General features: G+C 62.9%; 13 protein-coding genes and 2 pseudogenes. 5 read left to right on the top strand and 10 right to left on the bottom strand.

Annotated features, from left to right (window positions below):
- Position 1: 1 nt before the first annotated feature.
- Positions 2 to 196, bottom strand: a pseudogene (locus tag J3P86_RS11475) (PLP-dependent transferase); the annotation flags it as partial.
- An 87-nt stretch (positions 197 to 283) separates the two neighbouring features.
- Positions 284 to 1,201, bottom strand: a complete 918-nt coding sequence (locus J3P86_RS11470; protein ID WP_434604421.1) for a LysR substrate-binding domain-containing protein — start codon at positions 1,199 to 1,201, stop codon at positions 284 to 286.
- Between the two features lie 195 nt (positions 1,202 to 1,396).
- Between J3P86_RS11470 and J3P86_RS11465 the strand changes: the two genes are divergently transcribed.
- The 5 genes and pseudogenes from J3P86_RS11465 (at position 1,397) to J3P86_RS11445 (ending at position 6,480) form a co-directional block, all read left to right on the top strand.
- A complete protein-coding gene (locus J3P86_RS11465) occupies positions 1,397 to 2,146 on the top strand; it encodes an SDR family NAD(P)-dependent oxidoreductase (RefSeq protein WP_434700301.1) in 750 nt (249 codons plus the stop codon).
- A gap of 99 nt (positions 2,147 to 2,245) precedes the next feature.
- A pseudogene (locus J3P86_RS11460) lies at positions 2,246 to 3,543 on the top strand (MFS transporter).
- 18 nt (positions 3,544 to 3,561) lie between these two features.
- Complete coding sequence (locus J3P86_RS11455; protein ID WP_434700300.1) at positions 3,562 to 4,410, top strand: transketolase; 849 nt, start codon at positions 3,562 to 3,564, stop codon at positions 4,408 to 4,410.
- A complete protein-coding gene (locus J3P86_RS11450; protein ID WP_434605109.1) occupies positions 4,407 to 5,429 on the top strand; it encodes a transketolase family protein in 1,023 nt (340 codons plus the stop codon). Before J3P86_RS11455 ends, J3P86_RS11450 begins: the two co-directional genes overlap by 4 nt.
- 64 nt (positions 5,430 to 5,493) lie before the next feature.
- Positions 5,494 to 6,480 carry an alpha/beta hydrolase gene (locus J3P86_RS11445; protein WP_434700299.1) on the top strand — a complete coding sequence of 329 codons (987 nt, stop codon included), beginning with the start codon at positions 5,494 to 5,496 and terminating at the stop codon, positions 6,478 to 6,480.
- Here J3P86_RS11445 and J3P86_RS11440 read toward each other — a convergent pair.
- The 8 genes from J3P86_RS11440 to J3P86_RS11405 all read right to left on the bottom strand — a co-directional run bounded on the left by J3P86_RS11440 (position 6,432) and on the right by J3P86_RS11405 (position 14,139).
- A complete protein-coding gene (locus tag J3P86_RS11440) occupies positions 6,432 to 6,818 on the bottom strand; it encodes a hypothetical protein (protein ID WP_434700298.1) in 387 nt (128 codons plus the stop codon). The genes J3P86_RS11445 and J3P86_RS11440 overlap by 49 nt on opposite strands.
- A 10-nt stretch (positions 6,819 to 6,828) precedes the next feature.
- On the bottom strand, positions 6,829 to 8,061 hold the full coding sequence (locus tag J3P86_RS11435; protein ID WP_434624270.1) for an SfnB family sulfur acquisition oxidoreductase: 1,233 nt from the start codon (positions 8,059 to 8,061) through the stop codon (positions 6,829 to 6,831).
- 168 nt (positions 8,062 to 8,229) lie between these two features.
- Complete coding sequence (locus J3P86_RS11430; protein WP_434700296.1) at positions 8,230 to 9,006, bottom strand: ABC transporter ATP-binding protein; 777 nt, start codon at positions 9,004 to 9,006, stop codon at positions 8,230 to 8,232.
- 25 nt (positions 9,007 to 9,031) lie between these two features.
- Positions 9,032 to 10,366 (bottom strand): ABC transporter substrate-binding protein, encoded by a 1,335-nt coding sequence (locus tag J3P86_RS11425; RefSeq protein WP_434700294.1) that lies wholly within the window; start codon positions 10,364 to 10,366, stop codon positions 9,032 to 9,034.
- Between the two features lie 87 nt (positions 10,367 to 10,453).
- The gene (locus J3P86_RS11420) at positions 10,454 to 11,518 is read right to left on the bottom strand and encodes a branched-chain amino acid ABC transporter permease (RefSeq protein ID WP_434700293.1); all 1,065 of its coding nucleotides are present in this window, start codon (positions 11,516 to 11,518) and stop codon (positions 10,454 to 10,456) included.
- Positions 11,519 to 11,522: 4 nt separating this feature from the next.
- Complete coding sequence (locus J3P86_RS11415) at positions 11,523 to 12,404, bottom strand: branched-chain amino acid ABC transporter permease (RefSeq protein WP_434700291.1); 882 nt, start codon at positions 12,402 to 12,404, stop codon at positions 11,523 to 11,525.
- Positions 12,401 to 13,171 carry an ABC transporter ATP-binding protein gene (locus tag J3P86_RS11410; protein ID WP_434700289.1) on the bottom strand — a complete coding sequence of 257 codons (771 nt, stop codon included), beginning with the start codon at positions 13,169 to 13,171 and terminating at the stop codon, positions 12,401 to 12,403. Before J3P86_RS11410 ends, J3P86_RS11415 begins: the two co-directional genes overlap by 4 nt.
- The gene (locus tag J3P86_RS11405) at positions 13,168 to 14,139 is read right to left on the bottom strand and encodes an AMP-binding protein (RefSeq protein ID WP_434700287.1); all 972 of its coding nucleotides are present in this window, start codon (positions 14,137 to 14,139) and stop codon (positions 13,168 to 13,170) included. The genes J3P86_RS11410 and J3P86_RS11405 overlap by 4 nt, the downstream gene beginning before the upstream one ends.
- Positions 14,140 to 14,142: the final 3 nt, after the last annotated feature.

Below are 14,142 nucleotides of genomic sequence, written 5' to 3'. Positions count from 1 at the left end.
ATCATCCGGCAGCCACAAAACCACGCTGCAGGTCCTCGATCAATACCTCGACATCCTCCAACCCCACATGCAATCGCACCACCGGGTTCAACGCCCGATCCTCGGCGCTCTGCCGATCCTGGGTATCGGCAACGGTCACCAGACTCTCGAACCCACCCCAGGACGCCCCCAACCCGAACACCTGCAACGCATCGATAATCAACGCACTGGTGCGCCGGGCTTATGAGCTGATCAGGAACAATCAGGGGCATTGAGTCATCGCTGCGCAGAAAGATCCGCTCGGTCAATAGGCGAAGCCCTGCCCCAGCTCACTTTCCATCCACTCCAGAAAACGCCGGACGCGGGGGAAGCTCGAGTGGGCCTTCGGAAACACCAGGTGATGGGCAGCCACCGGTGCGCTGAGCGCCTCGGGTGCCACCTCGACCAGGCTGCCGGTGGCAAGATACTTCTTGGCCAGCAATGTGCTTTCCAAGGCAAACCCCAAGCCATGACTGGCGGCCTCCAGCGACATGTACGACCGGTCGAAGCTCAAGGCATAAGGCTTCTCCGGGCGCGCCAGGCCATGTTGCGCAAACCATTGCGGCCATTTGAGCAACGTGGCTTCCGAAAGCACCAGGTCGCAATTCAACAAATCGGACGCGTTGCGGATCGGGCATTGCGCGAGCAGTTTTGGCGAAGCGAGCACCGCGAAGGTCTCGTTCTGGACGGTACGGACTTCATAACTGGGCCAGTTTGCAGTGCCGTGGCGGATGTCCACGTCAATCTTGTCCCGACTGAAATGCAGCGATTCGTAAGAGCAGGAAAGATTGATCTGGATATCAGGGTTGGACGCCCGAAAAGCTTCCAGCCTCGGCATCAACCACAACAACCCGAAGCTGGGCGCCGAATGCAGGCGCAAGCAGTCCAGGCTCACGTCGCTGGCCGCGCGTTCAGTGGCGACGGCCAGGCTATGGAGCAACCCGGACACCTCCTTGAGGTATTGCTCCCCCACAGGCGTGAGCGTGACGCCCCGCGCGGCACGCACAAACAGTTGCCGGCCAATCATCGCTTCAAGTTTCGCCAATTGATGACTGACCGCGGACGGTGTCAGGTCCAGCACTTCCGCCGCCCTGGCGACATTGCTGAACCGGGCCGTTTGCTCAAAAGCCTGAATTGCTTTCAGCGGTGGAAGAATCAAAGGGGCATCGGCATCGGTACGCATGGCAGGTCCCTGCATGACAGTTCTAATGATTGTTGAGCTTCGCCGTGAAAGGCTCCAGCCGCAAGCCAGCGAGTGCTGAATTTTTTTCAGCACTGAATGACTTTCAGGCCATTGCTCAGCCAGGGAACCAGGACGAAGCTGAGTCATCAGTTTTTGCCGAATCGACCCAATAAAAACAATCCGAGGTATCCCTTCATGCTTCTTCAAGGCAAAGTCGCAATCATTACCGGCGCCGCATCTGCCCGTGGCATTGGCCGCGCCACCGCTACGACGTTCGCCCGGCACGGCGCCCGCGTCGTGATTCTCGACCTGGATGAATCTGCCGCACGCGATGCCGCCAGCGCCCTGGGCGACAGTCATCTCGGCCTTGCCGCCAACGTCGCCAATGAAGCGCAGGTCCAACGGGCCGTCGCCCGCGCCATCGAACATTTCGGCCGAATCGACGTTCTCATCAACAACGCGGGCATCACCCAACCCCTCAAGACCCTCGATATCCGTGCGTCGGACTACGACAAGGTATTGGACGTCAGCCTGCGCGGCACCCTGCTCATGTCACAAGCCGTGATCCCGCTGATGCGCGAGCAGCAAGGCGGCAGCATCGTCTGCATGTCTTCGGTGTCTGCCCAGCGCGGTGGCGGCATATTCGGTGGGCCACACTACAGCGCCGCCAAGGCCGGTGTACTGGGCCTGGCCAAGGCAATGGCGCGCGAACTGGGCCCGGACAAGGTGCGGGTCAACTCCATCGCCCCAGGTCTGATCCACACCGACATCACCGGCGGCCTCATGCAGGACGAGCGTCGTCACGCAATCATCGAAGGTATTCCGTTGGGTCGCCTGGGTGCGGCCCAGGACGTCGCTAACGCCGCCCTCTTCCTCGCCAGCGACTTATCTTCGTACCTGACGGGCACCACGTTGGATGTAAACGGTGGAATGCTGATTCATTGATGTATCTGGGCGGGCCCACGCGGCCCGTGCGGTTCTGGATCGACGACCCCAGCCGGGCTGTTTGCCTGGCGGTAAATAAAAACAAGAGATCAGGCCATCATGACTACTCTGTCGCTCGAAGCGGTTTCGACCGTGCGCTCCAATGCCTACCGGAAAACGGCCTGGCGGCTGATGCCATTCCTGATGCTGTGCTATTTGTGCGCCTATCTGGACCGGGTCAACGTCGGCTTCGCCAAGCTGCAAATGATGAACGACCTGGCGCTCAGCGAAACCGTCTACGGGCTGGGTGCGGGGATGTTCTTCATTGGCTACTTCCTCTGCGAAGTCCCCAGCAACGTCATCCTGCACAAGGTCGGCGCTCGCGTGTGGATCGCGCGGATCATGATTACCTGGGGCATCATTTCGGCGCTGTTCGCCTTCGTCGAAACGGCCTGGCAGTTCTATGCCCTGCGGTTTCTGCTCGGGGTCGCCGAAGCAGGGCTGGCGCCGGGATTGCTGCTCTATCTCACCTACTGGTTCCCATCCTATCGCCGTGCGCGCATGACTGTGCTCTGGTTCATCGCCATCCCTTTGTCAGGCATGGTGGGCGGTCCGCTCTCGGGCTGGATCATGAACCATTTCGCCGGCGTGCACGGCTGGGCCGGATGGCAGTGGATGTTCGTGCTTGAAGCCATTCCCACCGTCATTGTCGGTTTGCTGGTGCTGAGTTACCTCAAGGACGGCGTCCATCAGGCCCACTGGCTGGACGACGAAGAAAAGGCGTTGGTCAGCGGTGAACTGGCCGAGGACAACCAGCAAAAGGTCACCCATGCCTCGGTGGGCGAGTTCGTCCGCGACCGCCGCCTGTGGTTGTTGGCAGGTATCTATTTCTGCGTCGTCATGGGCCAGTACGCCATCACCTTCTGGCTGCCGACGCTGGTGCGCAACGCCGGGGTTTCCGATCCGCTGCACATCGGTTTCCTGACCAGCCTGCCCTACCTCTGCGCGATCGCGGCCATGTTGCTGATCGGCCGCAGCGGCGACAGGCATCGCGAGCGGCGCTGGCACCTGATCATACCGATGATCGCCGGTGCCATCGGGCTGACGCTCGCCGCGCTGCTGGGTGGCAACATCCTGCTGTCCATCCTGAGCCTGTGCCTGGCGGCATCCGGCATCCTGTCCGCGTCCTCGATGTTCTGGATGCTGCCCACGACCCTCCTCGGCGGGGTGTCCGCCGCCGCAGGCATCGCGGCGGTGAACAGCTTCGCCAACCTCGCCGGCTTCTGCTCTCCCTATCTGATTGGCTGGATCACCACGCAAACCGGCTCCAGCGCCATCGGCATGTACCTGATCACCGCGTACTGCTGGGCGGCGCCTCGCTGGTGCTGCGCATCCCCGCCGCCCTGGTCAATCGTTAAGTTCACCGGAGTTTCACCATGACTCGCTCGCTTTCCTCTGCTTCAACCATGTCCCTGACCGAACGCGCCCACAACATCCGTCATCACGCGCTGCGCATGGGTCAGGTCCAGGGCCAAGGCTACGTTGGCCAGGCCCTGGGCGCCGCCGACCTGCTGGCGGTCGCGTACTTCCACGCCATGAACTATCGGCCCGAAGACCCTGAATGGGAACAACGTGATCGCTTCTATCTCTCCATCGGCCACTATGCGATTGCGTTGTACGCGGCATTGATCGAGGCCGAAATCGTTCCGCTCGATGAACTGGAAACCTACGGAGCGGACGACAGCCGCCTCCCCATGTCGGGAATGGCGGCGTACACGCCAGGCATGGAAATCACCGGCGGCTCCCTCGGCCAAGGCCTGGGCATCGCGGTAGGCGCCTGCCTGGGGCTGAAGCGCAAAGGCTCGCCCGCCTTCGTCTACAACCTGCTCTCGGACGGTGAATTGAACGAAGGTTCAACCTGGGAAGCGGTGATGTCGGCGTCGCACTGGAAACTCGACAACCTGATCGCCATCGTCGACGTCAATAACCAGCAGGCCGATGGATACTCCAGCGAAATCCTCTCGTTCGAGCCGATCGTCGATCGCTGGCAAGCCTTTGGCTGGTTTACCCAGCGCGTCGACGGCAACGATCTGGATGCGCTGGTCGCGGCATTCGATGCCGCGCGCAACCATCCCGCCGGACAGCCCCGGGTGATTATCTGCGATACCCGCATGGGCAAGGGTGTGCCATTCCTGGAAAACCGCGAAAAGACCCATTTCATCCGCGTTGAAGAACACGAGTGGGACCTGGCGCTGAACAACCTTGAAGAAGGAAAAAAGTCATGAACAACGCCGCCAACACACCGAACGCGATGGGTGAACCGGGCAAAAAACGCCTCACCACCTCGGCGATGATCGCCTCGATTGCAGCCGAGGGCCAAGCCACGAAACCTGCACCATTCGGACATGCACTGGCTGCATTGGCCGACCAGCGCCCGGACATCGTCGGGCTGTCCGCCGATCTGTCCAAATACACCGACCTGCACATCTTCGCCAAGGCCCATCCGGATCGCTTCTATCAGATGGGCATGGCCGAGCAGTTGCTGATGAGCGCAGCAGCTGGCATGGCCCGGGAAGGTTTCGTGCCGTTTGCCACGACCTACGCGGTGTTCGCTTCCCGTCGTGCCTACGACTTCATCTGCATGGCGATCGCCGAGGAAAACCTCAACGTCAAGATCGTCTGCGGCTTGCCGGGCCTTACCACTGGTTACGGCCCCAGCCACCAGGCCACGGACGACCTGGCGATCTTCCGCGCCATGCCCAACCTGATGATCGTCGACCCCTGCGACGCGCTGGAAATCGAACAGGCCGTGCCCGCCATCGCCGCGCACCAAGGCCCGGTCTACATGCGTTTGCTGCGCGGTAACGTGCCCCTGGTGCTGGACGAGTACGGCTACACGTTCGAAATCGGCAAAGCCAAGACCCTGCGCACCGGCAACGATGTGCTGATCGTTTCCACCGGGTTGATGACGATGCGTGCTCTGGAAGCCGCAAAGCAATTGCAGGCAGACGGCGTCGACGTCGCGGTACTGCACATGCCGACCATCAAGCCGCTGGATGAACACACCCTCCTTGCCGAGGCCAGAAAGCCGGGACGACTGGTGGTGACCGCGGAAAACAGCTCTATCATCGGCGGGCTCGGCGAAGCGGTTGCCGGGGTCCTGCTGCGCAACGGCGTGACGCCGACGTTCAGGCAAATAGCCTTGCCAGACGCCTTCCTCGACGCGGGCGCGCTGCCGACACTGCATGATCGCTACGGCATTTCCACCCAGGCCGTTTGCGCGCAAATCAAAGCCTGGCTTTAACGGCAAAGCGCCGGGTACCGGCAACAGGTACCCGGCGGTTTCAAACAAAGGGGAGCGAAACCTGATGCCTGATCAATGGCTCGATCCCGCATTTCGCGGCCTTGTCGCCTCGGGTGCTGAACAATGGTCGCTGAACACGCTGCCGGCCATCCGCACCCGAGTCCATTCGGGCTTCAAACCCGAGCATCGCGCACGATGCGAAGTGCGCTGGATCTCCGGCCCCGATACCGCACGCTTGCGTCTGTGCCTCTATCGGCCGAAAGGCCTCGGGCCAGACGCAAGCCTTCCGGCGATCCTGTCCATCCATGGCGGTGGCTTCGTACTCGGAAGACCCGAGATGGCCGATGACTTCCTGGCCGACCTGGCCGACGAACTGAGTGCGTTCATCGTTGCAGTGGATTATCGACTGGCGCCAGAACATTCCTTTCCAGCGCCCCTTGACGACTGCTACAGCGCCCTCGCCTGGCTGTTCGAAAACAGTCAGGACCTGAGCCTGGATCCCCGGCGCATTGCCGTGATGGGCCATAGCGCCGGCGGCGCCCTCGCCGCCGCATTGGCCATCATGACCCGCGACAGAGCCCGGTTTCCGCTCGCCGGCCAGGTCCTCATCTATCCCATGCTCGATCACCGCACAGGCTCAGCGCAATCACCCTATCCCAGCGGGCAGACCGGGACGTTCAGTTGGTTGCCGGAGCCCAATCAGTTCTGCTGGAGATGCCTGCGCGGTGGCTACGCCCTGGACGATGAACGTGTCGGTCTGTTTTCCCCGGCCCTGCAACCCGACCTGCGCAACCTGCCGCCGACGTTCATTGCCGTCGGCTCTCAAGACCTGTTCCTTGAGGAGGACGTCGATTTTGCAATGCGGCTGTCTCGCGCCGGAGTTGCCATGGAACTCCACGTCTATCCTGGCGCCCCGCATATGTTCGACCAAGTGCCAGGGCGCATCGCGGATCAATTGACCCTTGATATCGTCCGGGCGTTGAAAGGACTTTTGAGCAGCAGTCATGCTTGCCCTCCCTGTCCATCAGCCAGCGCCGCGCCGTTGAGGTAATGGTCGCCCAGCAGCCGACGCTGGGTCAGCAACGCCGGCTCGGCTGCATCCGGCAACGGCCGCGGCAAGCTGCGCCCGGCCAGCTCGAAGAATAGATGGGCGCCGACACGCGCCGCCTCGGCAGCAGCCAGACGAAAGGCAATGGCGGACGATTGGGAAGCGTTGGCGCGTTCGAGCAACGCATCGGCAGCGTCGATACGGATACGCAGGTCACCGACCGCGGCGACCACCAGGGCTTCATGTCGCGCGCTCTGCCCGCGCAGGTAGTCAAGCAGAGCCGCCTCGACGTGGCGGGCATGGGCGAGGTCGTTGCGACCCTGGGAGTGTGAATGGGACATGCGCGATACCTCAGTTCCAGGAGTGACGTTGCGGCTTGATGTCATTGAGAAGCTGGTTGCCGACCAAGTGATATTTCCAGCGCACCGGGTCATGCAGGGTGTGAGTCCGCGCATTGCGCCAGAACCGGTCCAGGCCCTGGCTGGCCGAGACGCTGCGCGTGCCGCCCAGCTCCAGCAGGCGGCTGGAAGCCTCAAGGGCAATCTCGGTGGACAGCACCTTGGCCTGGCCTACGACCACAGAGGCTTCGGCGACCCGTTCCTCACTGGGCTCGGCGACCGCAAGATCGACCGCTTGGGCCGCGCGCTGCAAAATCGCCTCGGCCGCTTGCAGCCGCCAGGCCAGCTCGCCGATCAGCGCTTGGCCTAGCGGATCCTGCCAACCGTGTTGCAGGCCGCTGTCGACCCAAGGACGCGCCTGGCGGGCGACACGCAGGGTCTCGGCGAAGGCACCCCGGGCAATGCCGGTGTCCACCGCGGCCTGGATGATCTGCGAAATCGGACCATCGGCAGTGGGCTGGTCATAGGCTTTCCAGGCAGGTACCACGTCGCGGGCAGGCACGCGTACGCCTTCGATGCGCACCTGGCCGCTGGCGGTGATGCGTTGGCCGAAACCGTCCCAACTGTCGATCACCGTCAGTCCGGCGGCATCGCGCGGAACCAGCGCGATATGCACATGCCCCGCCTCGTCCACCGCGGCTACCGGCACGATATGAGCGAACAATGCACCGGTGCAGTAGGCCTTTTCTCCATCAAGTACCGCCGTGTCCCCCTCGAAGCGAATCTGCGTCTGGAACGTGGTGACGTATTGGCTTCGCGCTTCGGAAAAAGCGTTACCAAAGCGATACCCCTCGAGCACCCTGGCGTAGTAGCGCCGCTTCTGCTCTTCGCTGCCGGTCAAGCCAAGATTGCTGAGTACACCAAAATGGTTTTGCGGCAACTGGCCGAGGGAGGAATCGGCTGCGGAGATGATGGCGATCACTTCGCTCAGCGTGACATAGGACACCCCGGCGCCACCGTAGGCCTTCGGCACGCTGATCGCCCACAACCCGCTTTCGGAAAAGCGTTCGAGTTCTTCCCAGGGCAGTCGTCGTTCTTGGTCGCGGGTTGCCGCCTCGCGAGCAAAATCCCCGGCCACACGGTGCGCCACCGCGATCGCCTCGGCGTCGCTGCGAATGAGATGGGCCGGGCGCCGAGGCACCGGACGAACCTGCTCGGACGGATCAATAGTCGCTGAATGGCTCATGTGCTGCTCCTTTCGTAACGGGTTCATCAACAGCCAGAGCACAGTCCGTACCAACCCGTTAAACCCTTTCTCTTCAAAGAGGTGTGAACCAGCAGCGGGCTGGACAAAGCCCCTGCGACAGCAAACTGCGGATTCACTGTTGCCCACAAGACAGCGGAAAACCGGCACTCAACCGGTCTTGCCGCCCAGATAGAACTGCTGAATGTCTTCCCGCGCCGCCAACTCCGCACCGCTGCCCTCACCCACGACCCGACCGTTTTCCAGGACGTAGGCGTAGGTGGCATGGCGCAGCGCAACGTTGATGTTCTGTTCGGCCACCAGGAAGCTCATGCCTTCCTGGGCATTGAGCTGGGCGACGATGGCAAAAATCTCCTCGACGAGGATCGGCGCCAGCCCCATCGAAGGTTCATCCAGCAATACCAGCCGAGGTCGGGTCATCAGCGCCCGACCGATGGCAAGCATCTGCTGCTCGCCACCGGAGGTCAGCCCGGCCTGGGTCTTGCGCTTGGTCTTGAGACGTGGGAACCAGGCGTAGATGCGCTCCAGATCCTGTTCCAGTTCCCGGCGCGTCGGGTTACGCAGGAAACCGCCGGTGCGCAGGTTGTCCTCGACGGTCAGGTGGGCGAACACGTGGCGCCCCTCCAGCACATGGACAATGCCCTGGCGGGCCAGCAGGTTGGCTGCGACGCCGGCGGTATCCTGCCCCTGGAAAGTGATCCGGCCGCGGCTGACTTGCGCACGGTCAGCCTGGACCAACCCGGAAACGGCCTTGAGCGTGGTGCTCTTGCCAGCCCCGTTGGCGCCCAGCAGCGCAACGATGTCGCCCTGCCCGACCCGCAGGGAAACCCCGGCCACGGCGAGGATCGCGCCGTCGTAGATGACTTCGATGTCGTGTACCGCCAGCAACTCGCTGCTTGCGGTGCCCGCAAGGGCCGCAATGGTCATGGGTTCTTCCTCCTCGTGCGCACGGCTACTGCGCCGCGCAATCGCGGGCCGTTACGCCCTTTTCTTTCGCATACTCGGCGGCCTTGGCGTCGATCAATGGGCGCAACGTCGCGCGGTCGGCCTGGACCCAGTCGGTGATCAGTTTCCATTGCTCGCCGTCCCATTGTTGTACCTTGGCTGCCCCGCCACCTTCATGGTCGCTGCAAGACAGCTTCAGCGGCTGCATCAGTCCAAGGAAACCGATCTCCTCGAGACGGGCGTCATCGAGGTCGAGATGCTCCAGGCCCCAGCGACCTTCCTCACCGTTGAGCGGACGATTGCCGAACTTCTTCTGCCCGGTGCGGATCGCCTCGACGGCAATGGCGGCATTCACCAGGCCGGAGTTGTAATAGACGCTGCCGAAACTCTTCGGATCCTTGAGATCGCTCTTGCCGGTATCGAGGATGTACTGGCGAATGCGTTGGTGGATGTCGAAATCGGCACCGCCTGGATAGGGTGTCAACGCCAGGTAGCCCTTGCCGGCCTCGCCGGCCGGCAACACGTCCTCGTTGGAACTGGCCCAGATGTCACCGACGATGCGCTCCACCGGGTAGCCAAAACGCGCCGCGGTCTTGATCGCCACCGGCGTGGATACACCCCAGGTACGCAGGAACACCCAGTCCGGCTTGAGCTGCCGCACATGGCGCCACTGCCCGGCCTGTTCGTTGCCCGGATCCGCCACCGCGATCTGGATGTTCTCGAAGCCATACTTCTGCGCCAGCAGCGCCAGCGGCCCCTGGGTTTCCCGACCATAGGCCGAGTCATGGTAGACGGTGGCGATCTTCTTGCCCTTGAGCTTGTCCAGCCCGCCCTCACGCTCAGCCACATAATTGATGAATGCCGAGGCCTCGCTGTAGAACGTCAGCATGGCCGGGAAATTGTAGGGGAACACCCTGCCATCGGTGGCCTCGGTACGGCCATAGCCGAGGGTGATCAGCGGAATCCGGTCGGCTTCGGCCTTGTCCGCGAGGGCATAGGCCGCCGGTGCACCGTTGGGCTGGTAGACCGCCACCGGCGCGCCGTTGAGGCCGTTCTTGAAGCGCTCGTAGCACTCGATGCCTTTTTCCGCCGTCCATTCGGTCTCGCACTCCTGCCAGACCAGCTTGACACCGTTGATCCCACCTTCCACCTCGTTGATGTAGCGCAGATAGTCGATCATTCCGGCCCACACCGGAATGCCGCTGGAGGCATAGGCGCCGACCCGGTAGGTGGCCAGGGGGAAGAACTGTTCGTTGGCCGCCTGGGCAACCGGTACCAGCGTTGCGCAGGCACCCAGTGCCAGGCCGATGGCAGCGAGGCTGCGTTTTAAAGTTGCATGCATGTTGGTCTTCTCGATTGGGTCTTGTGCAGTGTTGGAAACCTCCTTTCCCTCGGTAGGGTCAAGGTTCGTTGGGTTGTGGGAAGGCGCTCAGAACCGCAGCGGCCAGACCTTGATGCGTTCACGCAGGTCGCCGAGCAGGCGTGCCAGCCCTTCCGGCTCCTTGATCAGGAACCAGATGATCAGGCCACCGAAGAGCACCTTCTGCAGGTTCTGCAGTTGCCCGGCATCGACGTTGCCGTTGAACAGCCATAGGCCGGCATGGCTGAGCAGGATCGGCACGAGGCTGATGAAGGCCGCGCCGATGAAGCTGCCGGCAATGCTGCCCATGCCACCGATAATGATGATGAACAGAATCTGGAACGAACGATTGATGTCGAAGCTGCCTGCACTGGCCGTCCCCAGGTACGCGAACGCCCAGAGCGCCCCGGCGATTGCGAGGTAGAACGAACTGACGGCGAAGGCCATGCGCTTGTCGCGCTCCACGGCGATCCCGATGACAGCGGCAGCGGTGTCCATGTCCCGGATGGCCATCCAGTTGCGGCCAATCTGGCTGCGCACCAGGTTGACCGCCACCCAGGTCAACAGCACCACGCAACTGAGGGTCAACAGGTAGCGACCGACCGGGGTGCCGAGGTTATGGCCGAACAGCTCCAGGCGTGGCGCGCTGATGGTGCCGGACGAGGCGTAGTTGTAGAACCAGGGAAACTTGGCGAACACCCACTCCAGGAAAAACTGCGAGGCCAGCGTGGTGACCATCAGGTAAAAGCTCTTGATCCGGGAGCTGGGGATGCCGAACAGCAGCCCGACCAACCCGGCAATCACTCCACCGCCAAGCAGCGCCAGTGGCAACGGCAGCACGGGCACGCGCAGCAGCAGGCCGTATGTGGCGAACGCGCCCACGGCCATGAAGCCGGCGGCGCCGACCGAGGTCTGGCCGGTGTAGCCGGTCAACAGGTTCAGCCCCACGCCTGCCAGCGACAGCACCAGGAAGGGAATCAGGATCGCGTTGAGCCAATAGTCATTACCGAGCCACGGCAACCCGATAAAAGCCACCAGTAGCAGCAACAAGAGGCCCGGCCGCCAACGCCGGCGCACCAGGGTCAGGGGTGAGTCGTCGAAGCTGGCAGTGAGGCGCGCAACAGTAGCGGTCATGGCGTCATACCCGTTCAATGATCCGGTCGCCGAACAGGCCGGACGGACGGATGTAGAGGAAGATCAAGGCGAGGAAATAGGCGAACCAGGGCGTGATGCCTCCGCCGATCAGCGGACCGATGTAAGCCTCGGCAAGATTCTCCGCCGCACCGACGATCAGCCCGCCGACGATGGCCCCGCCGATCGAGGTGAAGCCGCCGATGATCAGCACCGGCAGTGCCTTGAGCACCACCAGCGAAAGCGAGAACTGCACGCCCTGCCGCGCGCCCCAGAGCAACCCGGCGACCAGGCCGACCACTCCGGCCACGGCCCAGACAATCTGCCAGATGCGATTGAGGTTGATGCCCAGCGACAACGCCGCACGGGTATCATCGGCCACGGCGCGCAGGGCGATCCCGATGCGGGTCTTGTTGAACAGCAAGGCCAGCACCGCCACCGTCAGCCCCGACACTCCAGCAGCGATCAAGTCGAACTGGCTGACCATGATCTCCCCCACGTACAGCGGGACGTCCTCGATGCCCAGGTCCAGCGCACGCACCTGGGCGCCCATCAGTCCTTGGGCCAGGCCCTCAATGATGAACGACAGGCCGAGGGTGGCCATGAACAGGGTGATCTGCGATCGGTTGACCAACGGCCGCAGCACCAGGCGCTCGATCAACAACGCGCCGACGATCATCACCAGCACCGTCAGGACCAACGCGAGGGCAAAAGACAGGCCCTGCTCACGCAAGCTGACGAAGGTCAGCGCGGCGAACAGCAGCATTGCGCCCTGAGCAAAATTGAACACGCCGCTGGCCTTGTAGATCAGCACGAAACCGATGGCCACCAGTGAATACAGAGTGCCGGCCAGCAGCCCGCCAACCAGGGTTTCCAGAAAGAAATTCATGAGTGCGAGGCCCCCAGGTAAGCGGCGATCACATCGGGGTTGGCCTGCACCTGCGCGGGCGTGCCGTCACCGACCTTGCGTCCGTAGTCCAGCACCACCACATGGCTGGACAGCCCCATGACCACTGGAATGTCGTGCTCGATGAGAATCACCGTGGTGCCAAGGTCGCGATTGATATCGACGATAAAGCGGCTCATCTCCTGTTTTTCTTCAGCGTTCATGCCGGCCATCGGTTCGTCGAGCAACAGCAGGGTCGGCTGCGCGATCAGTGCCCGGCCCAGCTCCACGCGTTTCTGCAAACCGTAGGCAAGGCTGCCCACCGCTACGTCACGCCAGGCCTGCAGTTCGAGGAACTCCAGCACCTGCTCGGCCCGCTCGGCGAACGCCCGCGCCTCGCGCCGGGCGCGCGGCAAGCCCAAGGCCTGCTCGAGAAAAAACGTACGCTGCAAGCGCGACAGGCCAGTAAGCAGGTTGTCCACCACGCTCATTTTCTTGAACAGCGCGTTGTTCTGGAACGTCCGGCCGATACCAAGCCGCGCCGCTTTCAGTGGATGCGGACGGCGCAACGGTTCGGCAGCGAAGAACACCTGGCCGGCATCGGCCCGGTAGACCCCGTTGAGGATGTTCAGCAACGAACTCTTGCCCGCACCGTTCGGCCCGATCAACGCGCAGATCTCGCCAAGCCTGACGCTGAACGAGAGGTCGTAAATCGCTTTCACGCCCCTGAACGACAGCGACACATTACGCACCTCCAACAGCGCATTCATGCTGCTCGCTCCAGATATTCCTGCAACCAGGCCTGGCGCGCCGAGCCTTGCAACAAGGCGCTTGCGGGCGCGCTTGGCACCTCGATCCGGCGCAGCCGCTGGAACCCGAGCAGACGCCGCACCCGCGCCTTGAGCCAGCGGCGCAGACCACGTCGCGGATCATCCAGGGTCCATTCGCAGAGGCGTCGCCGCCAACTGCCTGCAATCGGCAGCCGGGCTTCGATTTCCGCCGCCAGCGATTCGACTCGCGCAGCGGACAACAGCAAGGCCGTCGGGGCAATCTCGCGGCGATCGCGGCTGGCTGACTCGCGCGCTTCCGGAAAGGCCAGGCCTTCGCCGCCCTCCAGCCAGCGACGGAACAGATGAGTCAGCCCATCAGGCCATTCAGTGCCCTCATCGATCCAAACCACCGCGTCCTTGGCGACCTGGGCCCAGCCCTGGCGCTGCGCTGCCGGCGCCTCGGTGACGAACAGCACCGACAGTGACTGCACCTGCCACAGGCCACGACGCGCCGCACTGGCCTGGGCCGAATACAGCCGCAGCGGCCACTCTTCATCCAGGCCGCATTGCAGCCAGTGCGAGACACTTTCGCGGCGCTGGACAAAGGCGAACGCAGGGCGGATCAGACGTAACTGGCGTTGCAGATCCTCGCCCTGACTGTCGCGGTCGACGACCACGCTGTGTCCACCCAGCTGGCGCGCCGCCAATGTCAGAATCAGCAGGCTCGGCTCGAAGGCACCGCTCAATGCCAACCGTGCGCCAGGGACGAAGCCTTGCTGGCGCAGGCCATCGCAAACCCGCTCGACCTCGCGTTGCACATCGATCCACCGCCAGGCCTTCCAGACGCCGAGGCGTCGATGACGCATGGCGATCTGCGTCGGACGCTCCCTGGCCCAGCGCTGCAACGCCACGAGGGCGCTGTCCGTCACGCTTTCGGGCAATGGAGCATTGAGTTCGAAAACACTCATGCG

Source organism: Pseudomonas sp. D1-1, assembly GCF_051132225.1.
GTDB lineage: Bacteria > Pseudomonadota > Gammaproteobacteria > Pseudomonadales > Pseudomonadaceae > Aquipseudomonas.
This window is presented reverse-complemented; position numbering and strand designations above follow the sequence as displayed.

Bases quoted from the DNA above. Each gene is read 5' to 3' on its own strand.
- J3P86_RS11470 (WP_434604421.1), bottom strand. From the start codon at position 1,201: ATGCGTACCGATGCCGATGCCCCTTTGATTCTTCCACCGCTGAAAGCA.
- J3P86_RS11465 (WP_434700301.1), top strand. From the start codon at position 1,397: ATGCTTCTTCAAGGCAAAGTCGCAATCATTACCGGCGCCGCATCTGCC.
- J3P86_RS11455 (WP_434700300.1), top strand. From the start codon at position 3,562: ATGACTCGCTCGCTTTCCTCTGCTTCAACCATGTCCCTGACCGAACGC.
- J3P86_RS11450 (WP_434605109.1), top strand. From the start codon at position 4,407: ATGAACAACGCCGCCAACACACCGAACGCGATGGGTGAACCGGGCAAA.
- J3P86_RS11445 (WP_434700299.1), top strand. From the start codon at position 5,494: ATGCCTGATCAATGGCTCGATCCCGCATTTCGCGGCCTTGTCGCCTCG.
- J3P86_RS11440 (WP_434700298.1), bottom strand. From the start codon at position 6,818: ATGTCCCATTCACACTCCCAGGGTCGCAACGACCTCGCCCATGCCCGC.
- J3P86_RS11435 (WP_434624270.1), bottom strand. From the start codon at position 8,061: ATGAGCCATTCAGCGACTATTGATCCGTCCGAGCAGGTTCGTCCGGTG.
- J3P86_RS11430 (WP_434700296.1), bottom strand. From the start codon at position 9,006: ATGACCATTGCGGCCCTTGCGGGCACCGCAAGCAGCGAGTTGCTGGCG.
- J3P86_RS11425 (WP_434700294.1), bottom strand. From the start codon at position 10,366: ATGCATGCAACTTTAAAACGCAGCCTCGCTGCCATCGGCCTGGCACTG.
- J3P86_RS11420 (WP_434700293.1), bottom strand. From the start codon at position 11,518: ATGACCGCTACTGTTGCGCGCCTCACTGCCAGCTTCGACGACTCACCC.
- J3P86_RS11415 (WP_434700291.1), bottom strand. From the start codon at position 12,404: ATGAATTTCTTTCTGGAAACCCTGGTTGGCGGGCTGCTGGCCGGCACT.
- J3P86_RS11410 (WP_434700289.1), bottom strand. From the start codon at position 13,171: ATGAATGCGCTGTTGGAGGTGCGTAATGTGTCGCTGTCGTTCAGGGGC.
- J3P86_RS11405 (WP_434700287.1), bottom strand. From the start codon at position 14,139: ATGAGTGTTTTCGAACTCAATGCTCCATTGCCCGAAAGCGTGACGGAC.